Raw genomic sequence first — 24621 nt, 5'->3', positions numbered from 1 at the left:
TGAGTGAAGTACGGCGGATTACTCCATAAGTTTTTCATCTGCCTCAGTTAGAATTCCCTGCAATAAGGGTGATAGGCGTTCATTTAAACGCCCAGCACGGATAAATTCTGCATAAGTATCGGCTTCGATATCTATCATCTTCTCTTGCAGTTGTTCCATATCCAGGGCTTGTAGCTGAGGATATTTCTTAAGCATCTCGTCAATTTGTTCTTGAATACTTTCGAGTTGAAATTGCACAAGTTCTCTTTGGTACCGCGCAAACTCAGAGTCAATATCCTTAGACTTAGCTGCTTCTAAAAGATAGTCTCTTACACGATTGAGAGCAACACGACGAGCAACTATCTCAGAGTATTGTTGACGTAGTGGTTGGTCACCAATTAGATTCAGCTTTTCTAGAAAAAATTGAGTCGTCAACCCTTGCACTAGGAGCGTAAATAGCACAACGCCAAACACCGTATCAATAATGTCTTGTCGTCCATCTAATGCCACTGGCACACTCAACGCCAGTGCAATCGAGACAGAACCCCTTAAACCGCCCCACCATAGTACTGTCTGCTCTCGCCAACCAATTTGGGCGTTTGCCAACCAATTGCTGATAGCTGCCAATCCGTAAATTGCGATCGCTCGCGTTAACAATACTGCCCCAACAGTGACAGAAATTAAGTTTAAATTCTGCCCCAGGCTAGAAAAGTTTATTTGGTCACCAATTAGCAGAAAAACAATCGAGTTTACAAAGAAAGATAGAAAGTCCCAAAACTCAGAAACAATCAGCCGGGTGCGCGGGTTCATGCCAATCCGCGAACCAAAATTCCCTAAAATTATACCGACCGTAACAACCCCAATCACACCAGAACCACCGAGTTTCTCGGTAATTAAATAGGTGCCATAAGCCGAAACCAAAGTCAGCGATTGCTCTACCAAAGGTAAATCAAATCGTTGGGTGAGCAAGGAAATCCCAAAACCAACTAAGCAGCCAACTCCAATCCCAATCCCAACAAACACGCAGAACCGGGCAAAGGTTGTGGAAACTGAAAATTCACTAGTTCCCAGCGGTATTCCCACCAGCAATAGAAACGCTACTACCGCAACGCCGTCATTAAATAAGCTCTCCCCCTCCATCAAAATTTTCAGGCGTTTATCGGCACCCAGTTCACGAAATAAAGCAACTACCGAGACAGGATCGGTTGCAGAAAGACTCGCTCCTACTAACAAAGCTGTCGTCAGTGGTAACCCTGTTAACTGATTGATGGCGAAAGCAATACCAACAACAGAAATCACAACCCCAACAATGGCAAATAAACTTACCGATATTAAATCCTGCTTCAACTCGCGCCACCGGATATTCCAAGCGGCTTCAAACAGGAGAGGTGGCAGAAAAATTTCTAGAATTAATTCTGGTGACAAATTCACCAGTCGGACATCTACAAACGCTAAACCCAATCCGACTATCACCAGTAGTAACGTGTAGGGAATTCTTCGGAACCAGGCAAAAATCCGTGATATCGTTGCCACACTCAACGAAATAGATAGCACTAGCAGAAATTGCTCCAGATTCTGCTCAATTCCAGCTTCGCTGATTGTAGATTCTACAGACATGGGAAAACTCCAAGGAACACGGCAGTCGATACCAGGATGTACCTCGATGTGTCGCCAGTGTATCTGGAGGAAGAGAGAGATAAATTTTTTCCACGCTAAGACGTAGATACTTTGGCGCTTTGCTATTGGATTCGGGCAAGGACGTTCATCACGAAAGTCGAGAAGGCGAAGAAGACTCCGGCTATCAGCCCACAGCCCAGTGCCGAGAAAAGCTTCAATGCGAAATAATGCTGTTGAGTTATTAGATGTTGCAGCATCGCCTTACCTTCTCACCAATTGAGTGACTTGGGTACGGGCAGATGCGATCGCGTCTGCTAATTTTTGCCCACCAGATTCATCATTTTCAACATCAATAAACGTGATGTCAGTAATGCCTATAAACCCGAAGACTGTTGCCAGGTAAGGGGTCTGATAATTCAGCTTCTCGTATTGCCCACCCGCTCCAAAACCAGAACCCCCTCGTGCCGCAATGATAAACATTTTCTTACCCAGTACCAGCGGTTTGTAAGGGTTTGCAGAATTCTCTGGTTCAAACGCAAAGGTTCGCCCAATCCGTACAATTTGGTCAATATAAGCTTTGAACGCACTGGGAACGCTTAAATTGTACATGGGAACGCCGATGACGTAGACATCAGCCGCTAAGAATTCATCCACCAGTTGATCGCTAATACGAATCGCTTCCTGGAGTTGAGGGGTTCGTTGCTCTGGCGGTGTATAAGCTGCTGCAATCCACGGTTCATCCACATGGGGAACGGGATTGCGACCGACATCTCGATAGGTGACAACATCAGCCGGATGAGCCTGCATCCTCGCTTCAACGAATTCTCTTGTGAGTTGGCGAGAGTGCGATCGCTCTCCTCTGGGACTGGAATCTATGTGTAGAATGTGTGCCATCGCTTCTCTTAGTGAATCACCATTCCAGCGTAGGAAACCTACCCATACTCAGCTATCTAATTCCTGCGTCACTATCAAAATCTTGCTGCCAGTTTTTAGGCTAATCGCTGAGAGTCCTCTCACAGTGAATACAATCAGATGAGATCGATTGGAGTTTGCATGATGAAGTCTCCAGCCAACCATCAGACTGAACTGACTGGCTTACCCATCCTAGCTAGCCAATCTCAGGGTTGGGAAAACATTCTGGTCGAGCAATTCCAACAACCTCCGGGTGAGGCGCGGTGTCATTACAGCGATGAACATACAATTTATCTGTCTCTTGCCCCCCGTCCAATTCGCTTGCTGCAAATCCAGGGAGGCAAGACTCACTCAGGACTGTACGCGAAAGGTGACATTTCTGTAATGCCTGCAAAGATGCCAGTTTTCGCCCGTTGGGATGGAGATGACCACTGCTTGCAGATTCGGCTTGCGTCTCGTTTCATCCAGAGCGTTGCCACAGAAGCTCTTGCGATGAATCCAGATCAGCTTGAATTACTCCCCAAATTTCGGACTCGCGATCCACAGATTGAGTCGATTGGCATGATGCTGCTCTGTGAACTCAAACAGGAAAATTTAGGCGGAAGGCTCTATGTTGAATCACTGGCAAATGTCTTGGCAGTGCATTTACTCAGGCAATACTCTGCTGTCAAACCTCGCCTTGCAATTTATGAGGGTGGCTTATCTGAGCCTCAACTTCTGCAAGTCTTGGAGTACATCAACGAACATCTGAATCAAGATATTAAGCTTACAGATTTAGCCCAATTGGTGGGTATGAGTCAATTTCATTTCAGCCATTTATTTAAGCAGTCGATGGGCAAGGCTCCCTACCAATACCTGCTCCAACAACGGGTAGAACGGGCAAAGCAGTTATTGAAACAAACAAACCGCTCGATTATGGACATTGCCTTAGAGTGTGGGTTCAACAGCCACAGCCATTTGAGTAAACAGTTTCGGCAATTTACAGGCATGGCACCGAGAGCCTACAGAACGAATTAAATCGAGAGAAGAAGACTAAGTGGCGTTGCAGGCAACACAAAGCGATCGCACCTCCGTCAAAAAAAGGCGATCATTATAAAAGTTCAATATCAATACCCAAATTCATACCCAAACTTTAGTGGCTATATAACTGAAAGCCTCGATGACAACAATCTGTCACCGATGAAAATTAATTAGTCACTGTACATTTTTGAAGCGGATGATCGGACTCGAACCGACGACATTCAGCTTGGGAAGCTGACGTTCTACCACTGAACTACACCCGCAAGTGATTCCCGATATGAAGCCGCCTACTATTATATGACGATTTAGAAACTAAGCGTTGACTTACTAAAGCGGATTGATGACTGATGAGTAATAAGTTTTCTTAACTTTAGATACCGAATGAGGCTAAGCAGGATTACACGCCAAGTCTTTAGCCAACGATGGATTGACAAGGGTTATTAATATTTAATTATTTTGTAAGCTTTGTCAAAACTATTATGTGTACTAGCGTTGAAAGCTTAGTTGACTACTCAAGCTAGGGTCTGTGATGCAAAACACGAAGCCTCGTGATGCCCCATCAAGCAATCAGCAAAATTTTATTGCATCCTGTAAGGTGTAGAGACGTTGTCACCATTCAGTGCCGATAAGGTCTAAAGTTAAGCTCATCCCCTTGATGCTTTGGTGTATTCACCAAAAAACAATTGAGGGAAAGAGGTCTTGCGTAGCCAAAGGCTTCTCCCAAATGGTTACTACAGTTCAGCCAAGCCCTATATACATTGCACTCAGTACGAGCGATTACTAAGGATGTTTAACGCAACTGAGATTTTAATTAATGTCTTTGTTCAAAAACTTCGAGAAGGCTACCGCCGGACTTACGGGGGACTGAAGACAGACCATGAGGATATTATTGCTTGGGCAGGGAGCATGGCAATGGAAAATATTGCTAATAGCGATGCCCTGTATCACAATGTCGAACACTCAATCCTCGTTGCTTTGGTAGGGCAAGAGATTTTACGGGGCAAGCAGATCCGTGAGGGTGGGGTGACACCGGATGACTGGCTGCACTTTATCATCTCCCTGGTATGCCATGACATTGGCTATGTTAAGGGAGTGTGTCGTAGCGATCGCGAAACGGAACGACTTTATGCCACGGGTCAAAATGGCGAAATGGTTCATCTGCCTTTGGGAGCTTCGGATGCTGCCCTCACGGCATACCATGTAGATCGAGCAAAATTATTTATTGATGAGCGGTTTGGTGGTCACAAACTAATTGACGCAGAATTCATTAAGCGCAGTATTGAACTAACCCGCTTTCCGGTGCCGAAAGAAGGAGACCATCAAGATACATCAGGCTTCCCTGGCTTGATTCGCGCTTCTGATTTGATTGGTCAGTTGAGTGACCCACGCTATCTTAAAAAGATTAGTGCGCTGTACTATGAATTTGAAGAAACTGGCGTTAATAAAGCTTTAGGATACAGGCATCCTGGAGATGTACGACGGAACTATTCTAAGTTCTACTGGACTGGAGTCTATCCTTATATCCAAGGGGCACTGCGATACCTGGAGTTGACGCAACAGGGCAAGCAGATTATTGCCAACCTCTACTCCAATGTGTTTGTCATTGAACACGAGAAACAAGAAGAGGAACATCGGCAGTTAGCACAAAAGGTTCACTCATAACGACTTAACACGCATGAATTGGTGGCAGAAACTTAAAAAGAACCCACTTGCTCGTCTTGGGGCATTGTTACTATTAATTTTTTATGTCGCTGTCATCGCGGCTGATTTTGTTGCCCCCTATGATGCCTATGCCTCGCAGCCGAATGGTTCGCTGCTGCCACCTACCCCAATTTACTGGCGTAACCAAGAGGGACAATTTATTGGCCCACACGTCTATCCCACAACTCAAGGACCAACAGATTTAGAAACAGGCGATCGCAAATTGTTTGTTGATCGCTCTAAGCCCTCACCACTACGCTTTTTTGTCAAAGGACCAGCCTATCAACTGTTCCAGATTCGTCTACCGATTGGACAAAAATTTGAGGAAGTCGATGTATTTCCAGGCATTCCCTCAAACCTTCATTTATTCGGAACTGTTGGTGAAGGCAAAATTAATTTATTAGGTACCGATGAGCAGGGGCGCGACCAGTTTACCCGTCTCGTGCATGGCGGTCGCATTAGCCTCAGTATTGGTCTAGTGGGAGTTGCGATCTCTTTCCCCTTGGGTTTATTAATTGGCGGAATTGCTGGCTATTTCGGGGGCTGGATAGACGCTATTTTGATGCGTCTGGTAGAAGTCTTAATGACGATTCCGGGCATTTATCTACTGGTTGCCCTTGCTGCGGTGCTACCACCAGGACTAACAAGTGCCCAACGGTTTTTATTAATTGTTTTGATTACCTCGTTGATTGGTTGGGCAGGTTTAGCACGGGTAATTCGCGGACAAGTGCTGTCTATCAAAGAACGCGAATTTGTTCAAGCCTCACGAGCGATGGGTGGCAAACCCTTATACATCATTATTCGCCATGTTCTGCCCCAGACTGCAACTTACGTGATTATCTCAGCTACCCTCGCAGTGCCTAGCTACATCGGCGCAGAAGCGGTACTGAGCTTGATTGGGTTGGGAATTCAGCAACCTGACCCCTCTTGGGGAAATCTCCTGTCGCTAGCAACGAATGCTTCGATTTTGGTGCTACAGCCTTGGTTAATTTGGCCACCGGCAGTGTTAATTGTCCTGACGGTGTTGGCATTTAATTTGCTGGGAGATGGACTGCGTGACGCACTCGACCCCCGTAGTCTTCAGCGTAATTATTCTAATGTTACTGAGTCATCACCTGGCAGGACAGGCGAGATGCCTGCCCCACAAGATTAAATCTGTTGTTGATTGGGGATTGGGACGAATCAAATGGGGCTTGCCCCTACTGAATTTCGATAAGAATTCTTGCCCAGTCCCCACATAGAGGAAGTACTCTACTTCCTTCTCACCCTAAGATTACCCAATGCGAGTCTTCACCCAATCCCCGTCTAGAAATTATTCTAAAGGGGTTGGGAGCGAATTTATCGAAGGATAGTCAGCCGGACGGTTTGTGCTGTTTTCAGCATTAGGTGTGGTGTTGAAGTGCAGCGCCGCTAAACCTAAAGCGTTTTGAGCGGCTGTCCTCTCAGTAACTTGCCTTCCTTCCGTTAAGAGATACTCAAGAAAAGTACGAGCGACGATAGATAGTTGTTTACCACTTGGGTACACAGCGTACCAGTAGCGTTCAATTGGAAATTTCTCGACATCCAAAACGGCTAGCTGGCTGTCCTGCCCTTCAAGCGCTAAAGTGTGGGCTGATAATATGGAAATTCCTAAGCCACCTGCGATCGCTTGTTTAATCGCTTCATTACTCCCTAAGTCAAGACGCACTTTCAGCAAAATCTTATGCTCATCGAAAAGGCTTTGTACAGATTTGCGCGTCCCTGAACCAGGTTCTCTCATAATAAATGGCTCAGCCGCCAAACGTTCAAGTGAGATATTTTTCTCATGAACCAAAGGATGAACAGCGGGGGCTACGACAACTAGGGGATTTTCTAAGATTGGCTGACAGGTAATTTCAACACTCTCCGGTAGTTGACTCATGACATATAGGTCGTCCAAATTCTCACTCAAGCGATTGAGTATATGCTCATGGTTGGTGACCTGAAGGGAAATATCAATTCCCGGATAACGCTTGCAAAAAGGGCCTAATAAACGAGGGACAAAATATTTGGCTGTTGTAATCACGCCAAGACGTAACCGTCCCTGCTTTAGACCTTTGAGATTGGCTACAGTCATCTCAAACTGGTCTAAATTCTCAAAGACTTCTCGGCACGTCTTCAAAAGTTCCTCTCCAGCTTGGGTAAGGGACAAACGCTTACCTACCTGGTCAAATAGGGGCATACCCACGGCTTTCGTCAGTTGCTTGACCTGCATAGAAACCGTGGGTTGGGTAAGAAATAGTTCCTCTGCGGCTCGTGTAAAACTATTATGTCGAGCCACCGCTTCAAATACCTTCAGTTGGTGCAGCGTAGCTTGCTTCAACGCTACTTCTCCTTAACTTCTTATAGACTCTATTCTATTATTTCCATTGGAAACAATGTTTTTTCCTATAAAAATTCCAGGTTATCATTTCAGAGAACTGGAACAAGTGACAGTCTTCCTTCCATCCAGCGTTGCACAGTTTACCGGTTGTAGATTTGGGTATTATAAAATCCTGGCATCCTGTAATTTGCAGGTAAACACAAACCCTCATCTGCTTTCTTACTGTGCAATGCTTTCCTCTAGGGTAGAGATTAATGGAAGAAAATTTTCAGTAATGATAGTAAGTTGGGTTGCCAGCATTTGAAGGTCATATCATTAACTATTTATGGCTCTTTTTTTAAAGGCATTTGTAGCTTTTCTAACGCTGGCAGTGGCAGTTCTACCAACTCTTTTTCAGTCTCTTTGACATTAACAGGTAGCATTAGAGGCTGAGGTTGCTCCTCAATTAGGCAACTAGCTACTGGCAGGCTTCTCTCTAAGTCCTCTAGTGGGCGAGAAATTACGGTAACCGCTACCAACTCACCAATCCTCTGCGCTTCGCTAATCCCTACTTGTAGAGCCATTGCAACATCAGCAACCGCACCTCGAATAATGGCGGTACATAAACCGTCCCCAATTGTTTCGTAGGCAGTTAGCTGGATATCGGCGGATTTGAGCATGGCATCGGCAGCTCCCACCATAGCCGGAAAGCCACGTGTTTCCAAAAGACCGATCGACTGGTTACTCACGCGAGTGTCATCCTGCTGTCGAGCCTGCTCAAGCAGATGAGAGCCGATGGGGAAAATAACTTCAAGGTTAGGGAACGGTCGAGGAATAACGGTTGAGGAAAGGAATTGACCTTCTTGTTGTGCGTGCTGAACACCAGCTTCAACAGCAATCCGGACTTCCGCGATCGAGCCTCGAACAATTGCGGTACACTGACCACTGCCGATTTTTTCGTACCCAACGAGTGTGACACCCGATGCTTTGAGCATTGCATCTGCTGTACTGACAATAGTCGGAAAACTCAAAGTGGAAACCAAGCCTAAAGAGGTTTGGTTTGGGCGACGTTCACCAGATCGATCGCCATACACATCACGTTGAATTACCGAGTTTTGCGGGGCAATACCATTTTTATAGAACTCCATAGATAGAATCTCCATTTAGTTGTTGGCTGTTAGCTGTTGGTTATTATCAAGTCTAGAAACTCACAACTAAAAACTAACAACTAATCTATCTAACCGTCCTCAGGCGGACGGTTGAGAGATTGATCGTAGGGGAAGAGAGTTTTTAGGAGACGGTTCAGGTTACCTTGTCCATAAACGGATGTGCCAGCCTCTGAGTTGGGCGCTGCCTGCGGCTCGGTTGGGGAATCTTTGTCGGTGGTACTGGGAGAGGAAACAGCTTTGGTAGGCGGAACTTGCCCATTAGGTGGAGCAACGTCAGGTGTCTCTGGAGGATGAACAGGAACCGGGCTAGTAGCTGCCGAGGAGACATCCGTGACTTGACGCCCCTGCTTTCCGATTACAGAGCAACCGGGCACTACTTGCCCCGGTTCAACAGAACTGTTCCAAATTGTTGTTGCAGCTCCAATACAGGCATTTACCCCAATTTTGCCGTTGCCAATAACCAGAACCCCTGCTCCCAAATTCACACCTGCGCCGATTTCCAGAGAACCTTGGTAAGCATGTAGGATTGAACCCATGCCAATGCAAACCCCTGAGCCAATGATAATCTTGCTGTCTGGGGCAGCTCGTAAAATTACCCCAGGTGCGATCGCAGCACTAGCATCAATAGACACATCGCCTTCCACATAGACATGAGAGTTATTAATCAATGATAGTGTCGGCAAATGCATTCTAATTAGAACCGCGATTATAGCAACTGGGAATTTTTAAACCGTTAGGAGTTCTAGAGACGCGATAAATAAACACTATCGCGCCCCATTACACTACGTCTTGTTGATTTTTGTAGAATTTAGGGTGAGCTGAGAAAAGGCGATCGCCTCTTTACACCTGGTTAGAGGAAGATACTCGTCTAACAACTCAACCCTAAAAACTCTCTAGCTAGGCTGTTGAATAATCGTCTCTAGGACGCGCCGCTTTGCCTTGGTATCAATACCAATTAGCCGCACATATTCATTACTATGCTCTGCCATGCACCCTTCTAAGCCGTTGATCACATCTGACACCTGATTTGATTCAATTGGGCTACAGGTTTGCCAAGAACCGGTGCGGAATCGGCGTTTGTCAGCATGTTCTGTGCCAATTTTGTAGCCTTGAGACAACAGCTGACGCACCTGCTCAATCGTGTCGCGGTTCAAGGATGTGCCATTCTGAGGTGTTGAGGGTTCTGCTGTCTTTGATGTGTAGCTAGGGCGGTAGTAGTCACTTCCATTACCATTTGATTCGGCGGATGGTCTGCTAGCTTGAGCTTGCCCCTTGTCACCTGGTTTTTGGATAATTTCCTCACTAACCCGCCGCTTTGCTTTAGGGTCAATGCCAATCAATCGGACATACTCACCAGCATGTTCTGCTAGCAAGGCTTCTAACGCCTTAACCACTTCCGAATCCCGCTCTGAGTGTATTGAAGCAGCACTCTTCCAGGAACTCGTGCGGAAGCGACGCTCATCGGCGTACTCTGCACCAATCCGGCAACCTTGGGCTAACAGTTGACGAACCTTTTGTTTAAGGTCTATACCATTACCTGTGCTTGCTCCAGAAGTAGAGCTGTAGTCACGAGATGGTGGGGTGCTGTTGCTAGCACGAGAAGCTGTCGATGTACTTGCAACGGTTGCAGGCTTATCACCGGGTTTTTGGATAATTTCCTCAGTGACTCGCCTCTTCGCTTTAGGGTCGATGCCAATCAACCGCACATATTCACCAGCATGTTCTGCTAGCGTGGCTTCCAAGGCACTAAGGACTTCCGATTCTCGCTCGGAGTGAACCGAAGCACTCTTCCAAGAACTCGTGCGGAAACGGCGTTCATCAGCATACTCGGCACCAATCCGGTAACCCTGAGCTAACAGTTGACGAACTTGTGTTTTAACGTCTGGGGTTAATCCTGTACTCAAAGACATGGAACTATATGATTTATGAGAACTACTAAGATGACTTCCTATGGCAGGGGAATCATTGGGTACAACAACGCTGTCGCCTTGTGCCTTGCCATTCGAGTGAGACTTCTGGCGATTTTCCTGGTGGATGGGTGCAATACAAGCTTCATCCTCAGCACATTGATAACCCGTTCGCAAAGCCTCATTGCATACCACAATATGCTGAGCAAACTGCCTATCCTCATCCTGGACATCTGGCAATCTGTCCGCTAGATGCTGGCTGGTAATCAGTGCTCCTGAAGGCACATACTTGCCAGGGGGAATCTCCACATCCTGAACTAAAGCGTGCATCATCACGATACAGCCATTGCCGATTCGGGCATTAAACACCGTAGAGCGAAAGCCAATAAAGCAATCATCTCCGATGTAAGCTGGCCCGTGAATCAGGGTCATGTGGGTAATGGAAGTATTCTTTCCGATCCAAACTGCGTAATTTTGCTGATCATCCCCAACGACTTGACCACCTTCAAGACCGTGAATGACAACACCATCTTGAATCGTTGTACCAGCACTAATGTAAAACGACCCACCTTCATCGGCTCGAATTGACGTTCCAGGGGCAATCATTACATTGGCACCGACAAACACATCCCCAATAATGTTAGAAAAAGAATGTACATAGGCAGTTTCATCAATTTGTGGTTCCGCCAAACTTTTCGACCAAGGGGTCGGGGGAGCCGCGTAAGTACGGACTGCCATAAATGTCTTCCTCCTAATCTAAAAAAGCGATACACGAGCGTAAGCTCCAAACTTGGAGCGTTGCAGGGGGTGAAAGGTCAAAGGCTCACCAAGTAAAGGCGATTTTCGGATTAAGCCACTGTCGTTGGGTAAGTCTTAGCAGGTGCACGCGATCGCGTCTAACCTTCCAACGTTACCACTACCGCAACTCACTAACGATATTGATCTTTCTTGCTGTAGAGAACGTGATTATCGACACTAACTGTGTCGATAATCCCTACTACCATGGCATCTATGGGACGTGTATTACTGTCAGCAACCTGGCGAGCTGCACTGCCCATGGTTACAAGAACCCATTCATCCATTCCCGCACCGACTGTGTCTGCTGCTACTTCGTATTTGGGCAGTAGCTGTCCCTCCTCATCTAGGAACTGCAATAAGAGGAATTTCACACCTCTCAAGCTTGGTTCTTTATAAGTACTGACAACCGTGCCGCGAACTTTAGCAATTTGCATGAACTCTCCACCTTTCGGTTGGATGCAAGGATGCAAGGATACAAGGATAGTTATCTCTTTGTCTTAATGAGGTTTTATCCATCAGATCATCCAAGCCTGGGTGCGATAGACGCTGGGCTTCGCCCTGCTTCGCTAATGCGAACCGCTGAAGGCATCGCGTCCCCCTGCGCTATCGGCAATCTAAAGTCAGTTAACTAACCTACGGACGGTTCATTGGACGGATGGCGTTAGTGCTTTCGCGAAACTGTTGAACATCTTCGGTATAACGAATTGGCAGCACGTACTCCAGGTTCTCGTGGGGGCGAGCAATAATATGAGTTGACAAGACTTGTCCACCATTCACTCGCTTGACGTTATCTACTCCAGCCGCAACTGAGGCTTGTACCTCGGAGACATCACCTCGCACGATAACGGTTACGCGACCACTACCAATTTTTTCATACCCAACAAGGGTGACACGGGCAGCTTTTACCATTGCATCTGCTGCTTCTACAACAGCGGGAAAGCCTAGAGTTTCTACCATTCCGACGGCGATTGACATGAGTTTTACTCCAAAAGTTAAAGATTGTTTTGTTGATACGACAGAGGCGAAAGCGGTCAACCGTCTCAGTCGGGCTTTTCGTTAGTAAGCACGGAACTGCTCGACCGCTTCGCTATAACGAATCGGCAGGACATACTCTAGGTTCTCATGGGGACGAGCAATAATGTGAGTCGATACCACTTCACCGCCATTCACCCTCTGTACTGACTCTACACCAGCCGCAATCGAGGCTTGTACTTCCGAGACATCACCCCGGATAATGACAGTCACACGAGCACTACCGATTTTTTCATAACCCACAAGGGTGACACGGGCAGCTTTTACCATCGCATCTGCTGCTTCTACAACGGCTGGAAAGCCTTTTGTTTCTATCATTCCCACAGCAATTGGCATTGCGCTTTTCTCCTAGTGGATTAGTTAAAGACAAGGGGTAAATCAGTTTTTAGCAAAAATTCAGACGAGAGTGCCGATTTTTTAGCTTGAGAAAGCTCTTTCATTGAAGAGCTAAACCAAGCATAGATAACCTTGGTGTACTTAATCAATATAAATTATCATAATAATTCTCAATGAATGTGGTTAAAAAAACTTAACAATCATAGTTCATCAGCTAGATGATTTAACGGAAATTCATCGTTTTCGAGAATGGTTACTTTTGTTTTATAATTTTTTTATAACTTTTCTATAAGCAAGACGACTGCTGTCCATAATTTTTGACCGTTACAGCTTCCAGAGAACCTCTAGGCACTCTGGAGAACTTGTCTATATAAGCCAGAGACTGAAGAACAACAGATTTTGATGTTATAAGTTGGGTTTATAGGTTTCATTAGAGTTACTTGTATAGGCAAAGGCTTAAATTTGTCACAATTAGACAGGAAAAGGTTAAGTTGAAGTGCAATTGTTTTTGTGAAACCATTAATCAACCTAAGTTATAAACCCAACTCAATTAACATTAAAGGACAAAAGAAATCTGCGTTGTAAAAACAAAAGTTATCAATTTCCTACGACTTATTAGGGATTTTATTTGAGCCAATCTAAGTTTATGGAGCAATAGTGAGGTATGAAATCGTGAACACTGAGTTTCTTGCTCAGACAAGTTGGTGTGTACCTTTTTATGGTTTAGTTGGTGCAGTTTTAAGCGTACCTTGGGCAACAGGTGTTATTCGTCGCACGGGACCTCGACCAGCGGCTTACCTTAACCTGTTGATGACACTTTTGGCATGTGTTCATGGCTGGTTGATCTTCGGGGCAGTTTGGAACCAGCCAGCGCAAGAGATAGTGTATCACTGGCTCCAGGTCGCTGATTTAGACTTATCCTTGGCGTTAAAAATTTCACCCGTCAGTGTCGGAGCAATGGAGGTTGTGACCAGCTTGAGTCTGCTTGCACAACTCTATTCCTTGGGTTACATGGAGAAGGATTGGGCGTTAGCTCGCTTCTTTGCTCTGATGGGATTTTTCGAGGCTGCAATGAGCGGGATTGCGATCAGTGACTCGCTTTTCCTGAGCTATGCGCTTTTGGAAATGCTGACGTTGAGTACCTATCTAATTGTGGGCTTTTGGTACGCACAGCCTTTGGTCGTCACGGCAGCACGAGATGCCTTTTTAACTAAGCGGGTGGGAGACATCTTGCTGTTGATGGGTGTCGTGGTACTGGCGACTCTGGCGGGAAGCTTAGATTTTCCTGATTTGTATCAATGGGCAGAAACGGCAAACTTACCCCCGTTGACAGCAACACTTTTAGGGTTGGCGTTGATTGCTGGGCCGATTGGTAAATGTGCCCAATTTCCCTTGCATTTGTGGCTTGATGAGGCAATGGAAGGCCCCAACCCAGCCTCATTGCTGCGAAATTCTTTGGTGGTAGGTTGCGGCGCTTTTGTGCTGATTCAGTTGGTACCGATTCTAGCTCTATCTCCTGTGACATTAGCTGTCTTGATTGTAATTGGCACAGTAACAGCGATTGGAGAATCCTTTGTGGCGATCGCACAAATTGATATTAAGCGATCGCTATCCCATACCACCAGCGCTTACCTAGGTTTAGTCTTCATCGCTGTTGGCTTGCAACGCGCTGATGTTGCTGCCTCCTTACTCCTTGCCCATGCAGTTGCCAAAGCCCTACTGTTTATGAGTATTGGCTCAGTCATTCTCGTCACCAACAACCAAGACCTTACTGAAATGGGAGGCTTGTGGTCACGGATGCCCGCGACAACCAGTGCTTATATCGTCGGGGCAGCAGGCTTAATCGGATTACTTCCCTTGGGCGGTTATTGGGCGCTGAGTAAAGGGATTAACGCCTTTTGGACTAACCATCCCTGGTTAGTAGCAATCGCCCTCTTGGTTAATGGTATTAACGCCTTTGGATTAACCCGCGTCTTTCGTCTTGTTTTCCTTGGTACTCCGCATCCCAAGACTCGTCGAACCCCCGAAGTCGATTGGCCTATGGCACTACCAATGGTGACATTAACTGTATTAACCCTGATGACACCACTGTTACTCCAGCGACTCTCACTACTGCCTACTGCTAAGTACCAGTACCTCATTCAACTTCCCCAGTTGTTCTTACCAAGCTCTAGCGTGCTGGGTTGCACTCTAGGGTCAATCGTTTACCTACCCAGAACTTGGTCAAGGTCTGTTCGGATTCCCTTGAAATTTGTCCAAGACTTACTTGCCTATGACTTTTATATTGATCGACTGTACCGTCTAACTGTAGTTTTTCTCGTTGATATATCTTCTAAAATTACAGCTTGGATTGATCGATATATTGTTGATGGATTGGTCAACTTAGTTGGTTTTGCCACAGTTTTTAGTGGTCAGAGCTTGAAGTACAACACTTCAGGTAAGGCACAGTTCTATGCACTAACTATCCTAGTAGGCGTGAGCCTGTTGGTACTTCTAATGATTTGGCCATTGAATCAATGGTCTTTGAGCCAGTGGTCTTTAGATCAATTGTCTTTGTTTAGCGGTCAGTGAAGTTGTTGTTAGTTGTTAGATGAATCTATTCTCCAACAACTAATAACCAAAAACGAACAACTACTAAGGAGACTAGTCAACTTATGCTGAGTGCCTTGATTTGGGTACCAATACTCTGTGCCACTCTTATGGCGTTTTGGCCCGGAACCGTTACATCTAAGGGGGCGCGTCAAGTAGCATTGGCAGTTGCGGGTGGTCTATTTATTTGGTCGAGCGTGCTACTGTTGCAGTTTAACCCTGGTGATGTTCATCAGCAGTTTCAAGAATCTTTAACCTGGATTGAGGCTTTAGGTCTAACCTACAGCTTGGGGGTAGATGGTTTATCGCTGCCATTGCTGGTATTGAATGGGTTACTGACAGGAATTGCTCTTTATAGTACAGATGAGAATCTTGACCGACCGCGACTCTATTACGCTTTGATCTTTTTATTAAATGCTGGAGTTTCAGGTGCTTTTCTCGCTCAAGACTTACTACTATTTTTCTTATTTTATGAGCTGGAACTCATCCCACTGTATTTGTTAATCGCAATTTGGGGAGGGCAACGACGGGGCTATGCGGCAACGAAGTTTCTCCTCTATACAGCGGTATCCGGAGCGTTAATTCTGGCAGCATTCTTGGGTGTAGTGTTTTTGAGTGGTGCAACTAGCTTTGCTTACACCGAAGCTGTGGCGTTGGCGTCTTCACTATCTCAAACTAGTCAATTGTTGCTACTAGGAGCGCTTTTGATTGGCTTTGGGATCAAGATTCCCTTGGTACCGTTCCACACTTGGTTGCCGGATGCTCACGTTGAGGCATCTACACCCATTTCTGTCCTATTAGCGGGTGTGCTGCTGAAGTTAGGCACCTATGGTTTATTGCGGTTTGGGTTAGGGTTGTTTCCTGAGGCTTGGGCAACTGTGGCACCATTCCTAGCGACTTGGGCAGTAGTGAGTGTGCTGTACGGTTCGCTAAATGCGATCGCACAGCGAGATATGAAAAAAATGGTGGCGTATAGTTCCGTCGGGCATATGGGCTATATTCTCCTTGCTGTTGCTGCTGCCACCCCTCTCTCACTAGCAGGTTCCGTCCTGCAAATGGTCAGCCATGGTCTGATATCAGCGCTACTGTTTTTGCTAGTGGGTGTGGTTTATAAAAAGACTGGCTCACGAGATTTAGATGTCCTCAATGGTCTGCTCAATCCTGAACGAGGCTTACCGTTAATTGGCAGCCTGATGGTAGTAGGAGCAATGGCAAGTGCAGGTATCCCTGGAATGGTGGGATTTATCTCAGAATTCCTGGTGTTCCGAGGCAGTTTTCCTGTATTTCCAGCACAAACTCTTCTTTGTATGATTGGTACTGGCTTAACGGCTGTATACCTTTTAATTTTGCTCGACCGTGCTTTCTTTGGCCGTCTGTCTATACGGGTGATCGATTTACCAAAAGTGTACTGGAGTGAGTGCCTACCAGCGATTGTTTTAGCGATATTGATCGTAGTTCTGGGAGTACAGCCGGGATGGCTAACAAGAATCTCCGAAACAACGGTAGCGGCTTTTGCGCCGCCAGCAACGACAGTTGCACTGCAAGCGCCTTCACAGGCAAGTGTGGAATCTACGTTGAAAGCACCTTTATAAAACGATTTAAGAGAACGTAAATGGTACTTAGCAAGAAAAAGCCCCGTAACCATCCTCTAGAAGACTATATTCAAAAGCTGATTGCTGGTGAGGGACTACTGCCAGATTCACCGGAAAATGTTATGGAGGTTGTTGGAATTCTCAAGAGTTATGGCATTGTTCTTGATGCCTACTCCCGCAATCTTAATTACATTGCAGAACACCAATTTTTAGTGTTTTTTCCCTTTTTTAAATACTTTAACGGGGAAGTTTCGCTAGGAAAGTTGTTGCGTCACTGGTGGCACGATCGCATTAATTTTGAGTATGCCGAATACTGCATGAAAGCGATGTTCTGGCACGGGGGCGGCGGGTTAGATGCCTATCTGGATACACCGGAGTTTGAAAAGCGATCGCAACAAGCGATTCAGGCACGATTTAAAGCTAGTCCCTTGATGCAGGGGCTAAACTGGCTATTTCCTGACTTTTTACCCGAACTCGTGCGCCAGTTGGCTTATTACAGTGGGTTGGGGCAATTTTGGCGGGTGATGAGTGATATGTTCCTTGAATTAGCTGACCGCTATGAAAATGGAGAAATCACCTCAATTCCCCAAGTTGTTGAGCATATTCAAACGGGTTTGGTAGAAAATGCTAACTTGCCAATTACTTATGCTGCAACGATTCGTGGAAAGACGTATGAAATCCTTCCCAAATCCTTAGGATTGACGTTTCTCGCTGATACAGCAGTGCCTTATGTTGAGGCAGTCTTCTTCCGGGGAACGCCATTCCGAGGAACAGTTTCCTATAATGCTCAAGCCAATCAGATTTCCCCAGATCAGAGTAGATTTGCTTACGGGGCATTGTATGCTGACCCCTTACCGATTGGTGGTGCAGGGATTCCCCCCACCCTTCTGATGCAGGATATGCGTCATTATCTACCTGACTATCTCCACGAAATTTATAAGCGATCGCGTCGCGGTGAGAATGACTTACGGGTGCAGATCTGCATTAGTTTCCAAAAATCAATGTTTTGTGTTACGACAGCAACAATTTTTGGATTGGCACCTTATCCCCTAAACACGACTGACGCAAAGCAACAACAGAAGAATCGAGTCTATTTAGAAAGCTGGATGGATCGATTCCTGACATCACGTTTGCCTGACGTAAACAGTTAGCTCTATCTACATTTCCCGCATTCATCCACAGCAAACTACCTTCCGCTTGCCGCTTTTCGTGGACGTTGGAAACATAAATATTTGTGCGTAGGGGAGAACGGTTAAATCCCAAAACTGTAATACCTAGCACAACATACAGTATCAAAATACCCAATACTGGCAATCTGGGGTCAGACAAACTGGGTGTGCGGTCCCAATGCCATGATTTTGGATTCGGGAGTTTGGCTCTTAGATTATTTGTTCCAATTCCCAATCCAACTTTCCTGTAATGTCAGATAAAAATAAGGAACCACTTCTCCTAGTGCTGGTATGGCTTCAAGGTGTAAATTCAGATAATAGGTTATAAAAAAGACGGAAGATTGCAAGTTGAGGACTATATTACTCAACATTAGTTTGTCGAAATACACGCTGATCCCAAGCTAAAACTGTTCCTACTAATTGATTACTCAAATTGCTAGATAAAAATACTCTGCATTTAATTCTAATAACCAAAGACTACTAAAGTTCTTACTCAATTTTTTAGCAGGGAACGAATTGCTTTTTAGACGGCTCATAGGCTAGCAACAGCAAAATTGAATCGACTCAGGGTGAGAAATTCAGAATACAGAAGAAAGAGCAGTCAAGTTGATTTTTCACTACCATATTGGAATGAGTCGAATGCGATCGCATTCGACTACAAGAACGGGAATTAATCTAGACAATCTGTGACCGAAATTAATCTACAAGTTGAAGAAAAGGGTGATGCTGATAGTGGGTTACTCATTGGAAACACTCGCGGTGAACGCTTACGCATTGATCGCTATCTTTCTCAAGAATTACCTGACCTATCCCGATCGCGTATCCAACAGCTAATTGAACAAGGTAGCTTGCAGATTAACGGTAAATCTTGCACCTCCAAAAAAACAATGGTGCAATTAGGCGATCGCATTTCCCTCACCATTCCTGAAGTTATCCCCCTGGATTTGCAACCCGAAGCTATCCCCCTGGATGTTCTTTACGAGGATGACTCCCTCATCATTGTCAACAAACCTGCTGACCTCGTCGTCCATCCTGCCGCAGGACACGAAAGCGGTACTCTTGTTAATGCTCTTCTTGCTCACTGCCAAAATCTTGCGGGAATTGGTGGCGTTCAACGCCCTGGAATTGTCCACCGTTTGGACAAGGATACAACGGGGGCAATTGCGATCGCTAAAACAGACCAAGCTCATCAACACCTGCAAGCTCAGCTAAAAGCAAAAACCGCCCGACGAGAATATCTTGGTGTAGTTTATGGGGCAACATCATCTGACAACGGCACGATTGACCAACCCATCGGGCGTCATCCTGTAGACCGCAAAAAAATGGCTGTGGTGCCACTGGAGAAAGGAGGACGGCTAGCTGTTACCCATTGGCAAGTCCAAGAACGACTCGGCAACTACACCCTCATGTACTTTCAACTAGAAACGGGACGTACCCACCAAATTCGGGTTCATAGCGCCTATATTGGACATCCTATTGTCGGTGACCCTGTTTACAGCGCTGGTCGTTCTGTCGGTGTCAATCTTCCGGGTCAAGCCCTACATGCGTGGCGACTCACATTACAGCATCCTGTGTCGGAGGAGCGGATTTCGGTGACTGCTCCTATTCCCAAAACCTTTAACACCCTGCTGGACGTTCTCCGGAAGCGAGGGGTTCCTCCGAACTAAAAATCTCAACTTGCAATTGGGAGTTCTACAGACAGCACACGCTTCCCATATCCCTATCCCCGGCATTTTCTCCCGTCCTGTTCAGGGAAAATCACGAGTTGATGGCTCCCAAACCCAAATATAAGTTAAATAATCTTTACAAATAAGCTTTATAACTGGCACTTATCCAAAATCTGCAATTGATTGATTCGACTTGGTTTCAGCAGAATCTTAAGAAAAAATAAAATTACACTTTTCAATATTTTTCTAGGTAAAAATACTTACCTAGATCTGCATAACTCTCTAGGTAGTGGACGGTATAAACTTTGCCTCGTAAGGGTTTCAAGCCCTTCTTGACTTAGGTAGAAAAAACTTCATGATTTGTAACGAATAATGCCCCAATGGCGTTGTATAAAAGTTACCTGTAGGGGATCAATGACAGACAAAAGTTAAATAAATACTGATTTATCAAGCTCGCTCGTTTCTCATAAAAGAACCAATTTTTCTCATAATTCATGCATGAATATTTGTTTAGTTACTCTTTGTATGGGTAGCGAACGGCATGAGTGAGCAGCCTGAAAAAGCCAGTGATTTTACAGATGTCTGTTCTTGACCAATAGCGATCGCATTCAGAATTTTGAATGAGATTGGCTTCCCTAAAGTGGAGCTTTACTTTGTAACCACAACCACTCTTAACCAAGTCAGTAGGAGATTGAGTTCATGTTAGATGCATTCGCCAAGGTTGTTTCTCAAGCAGATTCCAAAGGTGAATTCTTGAGCACCGAGCAACTGGATGCCTTGACCAACATGGTCAAAGACGGTAACAAGCGCATGGATACCGTTAATCGCATCACCAGCAACGCTTCCACCATCGTGACCGATGCGGCTCGCGCTCTGTTTGAAGAGCAACCCCAGCTGATTGCTCCTGGTGGTAACGCTTACACCAACCGTCGGATGGCAGCTTGCCTCCGCGACATGGAAATCATTCTGCGCTACGTCACCTACGCGATGATGGCTGGTGACTCCAGCGTGTTAGATGATCGCTGCCTCAATGGTCTGCGTGAAACCTATCAAGCTTTGGGAACCCCTGGCTCTTCCGTATCAGTTGGCGTTCAGAAGATGAAGGATGCTGCGGTTTCAATCGCTAATGACCCCAACGGCATCACCAAAGGCGATTGCAGCCAGTTGATGTCTGAACTCGCTAGCTACTTCGACCGCGCTGCTGCTGCTGTTGCCTAAGAATTACTGTTTGTTAAAAAACTTGAAACTAAGAGGGAGACTAAGTCAAGAATGAAAACCCCAATTACTGAAGCGATCGCTGCTGCTGATACCCAAGGTCGTTTTTTGGGCAACACTGAGTTGCAAGCTGTTAATGGTCGCTTTGATCGTGCAGCCGCAAGCATGGAAGCGGCTCGTGCTTTGACCCAAAACGCTCAAAAGCTGATTGACGGTGCTGCTCAAGCGGTGTACCAGAAATTCCCTTACACCACCCAGATGCAAGGACCTCAGTATGCGTCTGACAGCCGTGGTAAGTCCAAGTGCGCTCGTGACATCGGTCACTACCTGCGTATGGTGACCTACTGCTGTGTTGCTGGTGGCACAGGTCCTATGGATGAGTACCTCGTTGCTGGTTTAGATGAAATCAACCGTGCATTCGAGTTGTCTCCTAGCTGGTACGTTGAAGCCCTCAAGCACATCAAATCCAATCATGGTTTGAGTGGTCAAGCGGCTAACGAAGCTAACACCTACATCGACTATGCGATTAATGCCCTGAGCTAATTGCATAGGCGTGCCCGGAAAGGTATGCAGGTGAAACGCTTTCAAATCGTGCTTCAACTGCTTATCTCTCCGGGCTTTGTTGTATCTATGGGTTAGTTATTAGTTATTGGTTATTAGTTATTAGTTCTGAAAAGCGAACAACTAATAACGAACAACTAACAACGAACAACTAAAAAGCTAGCTTGTTGGGAGAGTTAAACAAATGGCAATTACATCAGCAGCCTCACGGTTAGGCACTTCAGCATTTAGTGATGCGCCGAAGATTGAGTTACGCCCCCATGCCACGAAAGAAGATATTGAAGCGGTGATTCGTGCCGTCTACCGTCAGGTTTTGGGCAACGACTATTTGATGAAGTCTGAACGGCTTACAAGTGCCGAATCGCTCCTACGCGATGGGGATATCAGCGTGCGAGAATTCGTGCGTTCCGTTGCCAAGTCGGAGCTATACAAATCCAAGTTTTTCTACAACAATTTTCAAACCCGGTTTATTGAACTGAATTACAAGCATCTGTTGGGTCGCGCACCTTACGATGAGTCAGAAGTGGTCTATCACCTAGACCTGTACCACGAGAAGGGGTATGAGACAGAGGTTGATTCTTATATCGACTCTGTAGAGTATCAAACCAATTTTGGCGACAGTGTTGTCCCTTACTATCGCGGTTTTGCCACACAAACGGGGCAAAAAACTGTCGGTTTTAACCGGATGTTCCAACTGTATCGTGGCTATGCCAATAGCGATCGCTCTCAGGTCGGTGGTTCGTTCCCTCGCTTAGCGCGTGAGCTAGCAGCTAACGGGGCCTCCTCTATTATTGGACCGTCTGGTAGTAACGAAAACTGGTCATTCCGTGCCTCTAGCGATATTGCTCCGAAAAAAGCCCTCGGTAATGCTGTAGGAACAGGCGATCGCGTTTATCGCATTGAAGTAACTAGCCTACGCGGTCCCGGCTATCCGAAGCTACGCCGTAGCAGCACTGCCTACCTGGTGCCTTACGAAAGGCTATCAGACAAAATGCAGCAAATTCAGCGCCAAGGCGGAAAAATCGTCAGCATAACACCAGCTTAAGAGAGGACTAGGGGCTAGGGACTAGGAAATATCCCCAATCCCTAATCCCCAATCCCCAACAACCCAGATTAGGAGATTATTAAAGCGATGTTTGGTCAAACAGCAGTAGGTACCGGTGGTCTCAACTCAGCAGGAAGCCGTGTCTTTCGCTATGAAGTTGTCGGCTTACGTCAGAACGAAGAAACCGACAAAAATAACTATGAGATTCGCCGTAGCGGCAGTGTGTTCATGACGGTACCGTATTCCCGGATGAACGAAGAAATGCAGCGGATTGCCCGATTGGGTGGGAGAATCGTCAGCATTGAGCCGTTGACTGCTGAATCAGCCCTAAAACCCGATAGCGAAAGCGACAGAAAAAAAGCAAAAGCTGAAGGCTGAGACCGAACGAATGACCGATTTCAATCCAGAGGCGTCGAGTGATACCGCCGCTCCGGCGCTGACAGTGGAAGAAGCGATCGCCAACTTGCGCGGCACAGATTTGAGTCTCCGCTATTACGCCGCTTGGTGGCTAGGCAAATTCCGAGTCTCAGAACCAGCCGTGGTAGACGCCTTGATTGAAGCCCTAGACGACGAAGCTGATCGGACAGAATTGGGTGGGTATCCGCTGCGGCGTAATGCTGCAAGAGCCTTGGGTAAGCTAGGTGATCAAAGAGCCGTGCCAGGGTTAATCCGTTGCTTAGACTGCTCGGACTTTTACGTGCGAGAAGCAGCGGCTCAATCTCTGGAAATGTTAGGTGACCGAGCCGCTGTCTCCCCATTAATGCAATTGCTCAGCAGTGGACTTGCTGCTGCTGAGCGAGTACCAGGACGCCCCCACTTTACCCAACCCTGTGAGGCAGTGATCGAAGCTCTAGGGACGCTGAAGGCGACTGAAGCGATTCCATTGATTAAACCCTTCCTAGAACATCAGGCACGGCGGTTGCAGTATGCCGCAACGCGAGCGATGTATCAGCTAACTAGGGACGAGGCTTATGGGAAACCCCTAGTCCAAGCCTTACAGGGGCAAGATGTTGTATTGCGCCGAGTCGCTTTATCAGACCTCGGTGCAATTGGGTATCTACCCGCTGCCGAAGCGATCGCAACTGCCTCAGCCGAAAACAGCTTCAAGCTCATTGCCCTTAAAGGACTGCTGGAACATCAGCTAACACCCGAAGCCAATACGCTTTCTGATGACACCATCCGGGTAATGAAGCTGATGGATTCGCTTTTGTAGTTTTGTCAGCAGTTACTTGTCAGTTGTTTCTTAAGCGACTGACCACTGACTACTGACTACTGATCACTGACACACTGATATGATCGACTCTACCCGTATCCAAGCACTCATCCAGGCTGTTGAACAGGCAAATTCTGCCGAAGGGCTGGTCGAGTCTGTGCGGGCATTGGTCGCTACCAACTCAGAAGAGGTAATTCCTACGCTAATTACCGTGTTGGGTTACAACAACCCAGAAGCAGCAGTAATAGCGGTTGAGGGACTGATTGGGCTGGGGGAAGCGGCAGTGATGCCACTTTTGAACCAGTTGGATGAGTATAACTACGGAGCAAGAGCCTATTCGATTCGGGCGTTAGCGACAATTGCTGACCCCCGTGCCCTTGATGTCTTGGTTACAGCCGCCGCCAGCGACTTTGCCCCCAGTGTGCGCCGTGCTGCCGCTAAAGGGCTGGGAAATTTGCAATGGCACCAACTGTCACCTGAGCAGGGACAGGAGGCACAAGATCTCGCATTAAAAACACTTCTAGACGTTTCTCAAGATGCCGAATGGGCAAATCGCTACGCCGCCATTGTCGGCTTAGAAGCACTGGCAGCCAATGCAACTGGCATGATTGAGCGAATCAGAAATCGGTTTGAGCAAATGCTTTCATCCGAGGCAGATTTAGCTGTGCGATCGCGAGTATTGATGGCACAACAAAAGAATGGTTGTTAGTTGTTTGCTGTTTATTATTAGCAGCTAATCACCAACAACTAATAACCAATAACCAACAACCAATAACTAA

General features: G+C 46.4%; 23 protein-coding genes and 1 tRNA gene. 13 read left to right on the top strand and 11 right to left on the bottom strand.

Annotated elements, in window-relative coordinates:
* Window positions 1-18: 18 nt before the first annotated feature.
* From AC5JL3_RS04010 to AC5JL3_RS04000, 3 genes are all read right to left on the bottom strand, one after another.
* Window positions 19-1596, bottom strand: coding sequence for a Na+/H+ antiporter (locus tag AC5JL3_RS04010; protein WP_496073245.1), 1578 nt, complete (start codon window positions 1594-1596; stop codon window positions 19-21).
* Window positions 1597-1718: 122 nt separating this feature from the next.
* The gene (locus AC5JL3_RS04005) at window positions 1719-1853 is read right to left on the bottom strand and encodes a hypothetical protein (RefSeq protein WP_496073244.1); all 135 of its coding nucleotides are present in this window, start codon (window positions 1851-1853) and stop codon (window positions 1719-1721) included.
* 4 nt (window positions 1854-1857) lie between these two features.
* A complete protein-coding gene (locus AC5JL3_RS04000) occupies window positions 1858-2490 on the bottom strand; it encodes an FMN-dependent NADH-azoreductase (RefSeq protein WP_496073243.1) in 633 nt (210 codons plus the stop codon).
* 159 nt (window positions 2491-2649) lie between these two features.
* On the opposite strand from AC5JL3_RS04000, the gene AC5JL3_RS03995 reads away from it, so the two are divergent.
* Window positions 2650-3525: a helix-turn-helix domain-containing protein gene (locus tag AC5JL3_RS03995; RefSeq protein WP_496073242.1), complete on the top strand. Its 876-nt coding sequence runs from the start codon at window positions 2650-2652 to the stop codon at window positions 3523-3525.
* A gap of 194 nt (window positions 3526-3719) precedes the next feature.
* On the opposite strand, the gene AC5JL3_RS03990 is transcribed toward AC5JL3_RS03995, so the two are convergent.
* A tRNA-Gly gene (locus AC5JL3_RS03990) sits at window positions 3720-3791 on the bottom strand.
* 523 nt (window positions 3792-4314) lie between these two features.
* Here AC5JL3_RS03990 and AC5JL3_RS03985 point away from each other — a divergent pair.
* Window positions 4315-5190, top strand: a complete 876-nt coding sequence (locus tag AC5JL3_RS03985; protein ID WP_192218266.1) for an Npun_R2479 family HD domain-containing metalloprotein — start codon at window positions 4315-4317, stop codon at window positions 5188-5190.
* 13 nt (window positions 5191-5203) lie between these two features.
* The gene (locus AC5JL3_RS03980; RefSeq protein WP_496073241.1) at window positions 5204-6382 is read left to right on the top strand and encodes an ABC transporter permease; all 1179 of its coding nucleotides are present in this window, start codon (window positions 5204-5206) and stop codon (window positions 6380-6382) included.
* Window positions 6383-6541: 159 nt separating this feature from the next.
* Here AC5JL3_RS03980 and AC5JL3_RS03975 read toward each other — a convergent pair whose 3' ends face one another.
* From AC5JL3_RS03975 to AC5JL3_RS03945, 7 genes are all read right to left on the bottom strand, one after another.
* Complete coding sequence (locus AC5JL3_RS03975) at window positions 6542-7570, bottom strand: LysR family transcriptional regulator (RefSeq protein WP_496073240.1); 1029 nt, start codon at window positions 7568-7570, stop codon at window positions 6542-6544.
* Between the two features lie 323 nt (window positions 7571-7893).
* A complete protein-coding gene (gene ccmO, locus AC5JL3_RS03970) occupies window positions 7894-8697 on the bottom strand; it encodes a beta-carboxysome assembly protein CcmO (RefSeq protein WP_496073239.1) in 804 nt (267 codons plus the stop codon).
* A gap of 89 nt (window positions 8698-8786) precedes the next feature.
* Window positions 8787-9407 (bottom strand): beta-carboxysome scaffolding protein CcmN, encoded by a 621-nt coding sequence (ccmN, locus tag AC5JL3_RS03965; protein WP_496073238.1) that lies wholly within the window; start codon window positions 9405-9407, stop codon window positions 8787-8789.
* Window positions 9408-9611: 204 nt separating this feature from the next.
* A complete protein-coding gene (ccmM, locus tag AC5JL3_RS03960; protein ID WP_496073237.1) occupies window positions 9612-11363 on the bottom strand; it encodes a beta-carboxysome scaffolding protein CcmM in 1752 nt (583 codons plus the stop codon).
* 191 nt (window positions 11364-11554) lie between these two features.
* A complete protein-coding gene (gene ccmL / locus AC5JL3_RS03955; protein WP_496073236.1) occupies window positions 11555-11857 on the bottom strand; it encodes a beta-carboxysome shell vertex protein CcmL in 303 nt (100 codons plus the stop codon).
* A 199-nt stretch (window positions 11858-12056) separates the two neighbouring features.
* Complete coding sequence (locus AC5JL3_RS03950; RefSeq protein WP_192218260.1) at window positions 12057-12398, bottom strand: carbon dioxide-concentrating mechanism protein CcmK; 342 nt, start codon at window positions 12396-12398, stop codon at window positions 12057-12059.
* Between the two features lie 81 nt (window positions 12399-12479).
* The gene (locus AC5JL3_RS03945) at window positions 12480-12791 is read right to left on the bottom strand and encodes a carbon dioxide-concentrating mechanism protein CcmK (RefSeq protein WP_192218259.1); all 312 of its coding nucleotides are present in this window, start codon (window positions 12789-12791) and stop codon (window positions 12480-12482) included.
* A 672-nt stretch (window positions 12792-13463) separates the two neighbouring features.
* Here AC5JL3_RS03945 and AC5JL3_RS03940 point away from each other — a divergent pair.
* The 10 genes from AC5JL3_RS03940 (at window position 13464) to cpcF (ending at window position 24551) form a co-directional block, all read left to right on the top strand.
* Complete coding sequence (locus AC5JL3_RS03940; RefSeq protein WP_496073235.1) at window positions 13464-15362, top strand: NAD(P)H-quinone oxidoreductase subunit F; 1899 nt, start codon at window positions 13464-13466, stop codon at window positions 15360-15362.
* An 83-nt stretch (window positions 15363-15445) separates the two neighbouring features.
* On the top strand, window positions 15446-16972 hold the full coding sequence (locus AC5JL3_RS03935; protein WP_496073234.1) for an NADH-quinone oxidoreductase subunit M: 1527 nt from the start codon (window positions 15446-15448) through the stop codon (window positions 16970-16972).
* A gap of 20 nt (window positions 16973-16992) precedes the next feature.
* Window positions 16993-18123: a CO2 hydration protein gene (locus AC5JL3_RS03930; protein ID WP_496073233.1), complete on the top strand. Its 1131-nt coding sequence runs from the start codon at window positions 16993-16995 to the stop codon at window positions 18121-18123.
* Window positions 18124-18827: 704 nt separating this feature from the next.
* Window positions 18828-19808 carry an RluA family pseudouridine synthase gene (locus AC5JL3_RS03925; protein ID WP_496073232.1) on the top strand — a complete coding sequence of 327 codons (981 nt, stop codon included), beginning with the start codon at window positions 18828-18830 and terminating at the stop codon, window positions 19806-19808.
* A gap of 699 nt (window positions 19809-20507) precedes the next feature.
* Complete coding sequence (gene cpcB / locus AC5JL3_RS03920; RefSeq protein ID WP_192218255.1) at window positions 20508-21026, top strand: C-phycocyanin subunit beta; 519 nt, start codon at window positions 20508-20510, stop codon at window positions 21024-21026.
* A gap of 51 nt (window positions 21027-21077) precedes the next feature.
* Entirely contained in the window at window positions 21078-21566 is a 489-nt protein-coding gene (cpcA, locus tag AC5JL3_RS03915; RefSeq protein WP_496073231.1) for a C-phycocyanin subunit alpha, read from the top strand.
* Window positions 21567-21768: 202 nt separating this feature from the next.
* A complete protein-coding gene (locus tag AC5JL3_RS03910; protein ID WP_496073230.1) occupies window positions 21769-22629 on the top strand; it encodes a phycobilisome rod-core linker polypeptide in 861 nt (286 codons plus the stop codon).
* A gap of 87 nt (window positions 22630-22716) precedes the next feature.
* A complete protein-coding gene (gene cpcD / locus AC5JL3_RS03905) occupies window positions 22717-23007 on the top strand; it encodes a rod-capping linker protein CpcD (protein WP_496073229.1) in 291 nt (96 codons plus the stop codon).
* Window positions 23008-23017: 10 nt separating this feature from the next.
* Window positions 23018-23842 (top strand): C-phycocyanin alpha-cysteine-84 phycocyanobilin lyase subunit CpcE, encoded by an 825-nt coding sequence (gene cpcE / locus AC5JL3_RS03900; RefSeq protein ID WP_496073228.1) that lies wholly within the window; start codon window positions 23018-23020, stop codon window positions 23840-23842.
* Between the two features lie 79 nt (window positions 23843-23921).
* Window positions 23922-24551: a C-phycocyanin alpha-cysteine-84 phycocyanobilin lyase subunit CpcF gene (gene cpcF, locus AC5JL3_RS03895; RefSeq protein WP_496073227.1), complete on the top strand. Its 630-nt coding sequence runs from the start codon at window positions 23922-23924 to the stop codon at window positions 24549-24551.
* The last annotated feature ends 70 nt before the right edge of the window (window positions 24552-24621 follow it).

The sequence above is a fragment of the Symplocastrum torsivum genome, from assembly GCF_059505465.1.
This window is presented reverse-complemented; position numbering and strand designations above follow the sequence as displayed.

Excerpts from the sequence above, each read along its gene's own strand:
- AC5JL3_RS03980 (WP_496073241.1), top strand. The coding sequence starts at position 5,204 with ATGAATTGGTGGCAGAAACTTAAAAAGAACCCACTTGCTCGTCTTGGG.
- ccmN (WP_496073238.1), bottom strand. The coding sequence starts at position 9,407 with ATGCATTTGCCGACACTATCATTGATTAATAACTCTCATGTCTATGTG.
- cpcD (WP_496073229.1), top strand. The coding sequence starts at position 22,717 with ATGTTTGGTCAAACAGCAGTAGGTACCGGTGGTCTCAACTCAGCAGGA.
- ccmL (WP_496073236.1), bottom strand. The coding sequence starts at position 11,857 with ATGCAAATTGCTAAAGTTCGCGGCACGGTTGTCAGTACTTATAAAGAA.
- AC5JL3_RS03935 (WP_496073234.1), top strand. The coding sequence starts at position 15,446 with ATGCTGAGTGCCTTGATTTGGGTACCAATACTCTGTGCCACTCTTATG.
- AC5JL3_RS04010 (WP_496073245.1), bottom strand. The coding sequence starts at position 1,596 with ATGTCTGTAGAATCTACAATCAGCGAAGCTGGAATTGAGCAGAATCTG.
- cpcA (WP_496073231.1), top strand. The coding sequence starts at position 21,078 with ATGAAAACCCCAATTACTGAAGCGATCGCTGCTGCTGATACCCAAGGT.
- ccmM (WP_496073237.1), bottom strand. The coding sequence starts at position 11,363 with ATGGCAGTCCGTACTTACGCGGCTCCCCCGACCCCTTGGTCGAAAAGT.
- AC5JL3_RS03930 (WP_496073233.1), top strand. The coding sequence starts at position 16,993 with ATGGTACTTAGCAAGAAAAAGCCCCGTAACCATCCTCTAGAAGACTAT.
- ccmO (WP_496073239.1), bottom strand. The coding sequence starts at position 8,697 with ATGGAGTTCTATAAAAATGGTATTGCCCCGCAAAACTCGGTAATTCAA.
- AC5JL3_RS03945 (WP_192218259.1), bottom strand. The coding sequence starts at position 12,791 with ATGCCAATTGCTGTGGGAATGATAGAAACAAAAGGCTTTCCAGCCGTT.
- AC5JL3_RS03950 (WP_192218260.1), bottom strand. The coding sequence starts at position 12,398 with ATGTCAATCGCCGTCGGAATGGTAGAAACTCTAGGCTTTCCCGCTGTT.
- AC5JL3_RS04005 (WP_496073244.1), bottom strand. The coding sequence starts at position 1,853 with ATGCTGCAACATCTAATAACTCAACAGCATTATTTCGCATTGAAGCTT.
- AC5JL3_RS04000 (WP_496073243.1), bottom strand. The coding sequence starts at position 2,490 with ATGGCACACATTCTACACATAGATTCCAGTCCCAGAGGAGAGCGATCG.
- cpcB (WP_192218255.1), top strand. The coding sequence starts at position 20,508 with ATGTTAGATGCATTCGCCAAGGTTGTTTCTCAAGCAGATTCCAAAGGT.
- cpcF (WP_496073227.1), top strand. The coding sequence starts at position 23,922 with ATGATCGACTCTACCCGTATCCAAGCACTCATCCAGGCTGTTGAACAG.
- AC5JL3_RS03910 (WP_496073230.1), top strand. The coding sequence starts at position 21,769 with ATGGCAATTACATCAGCAGCCTCACGGTTAGGCACTTCAGCATTTAGT.
- cpcE (WP_496073228.1), top strand. The coding sequence starts at position 23,018 with ATGACCGATTTCAATCCAGAGGCGTCGAGTGATACCGCCGCTCCGGCG.
- AC5JL3_RS03985 (WP_192218266.1), top strand. The coding sequence starts at position 4,315 with ATGTTTAACGCAACTGAGATTTTAATTAATGTCTTTGTTCAAAAACTT.
- AC5JL3_RS03995 (WP_496073242.1), top strand. The coding sequence starts at position 2,650 with ATGATGAAGTCTCCAGCCAACCATCAGACTGAACTGACTGGCTTACCC.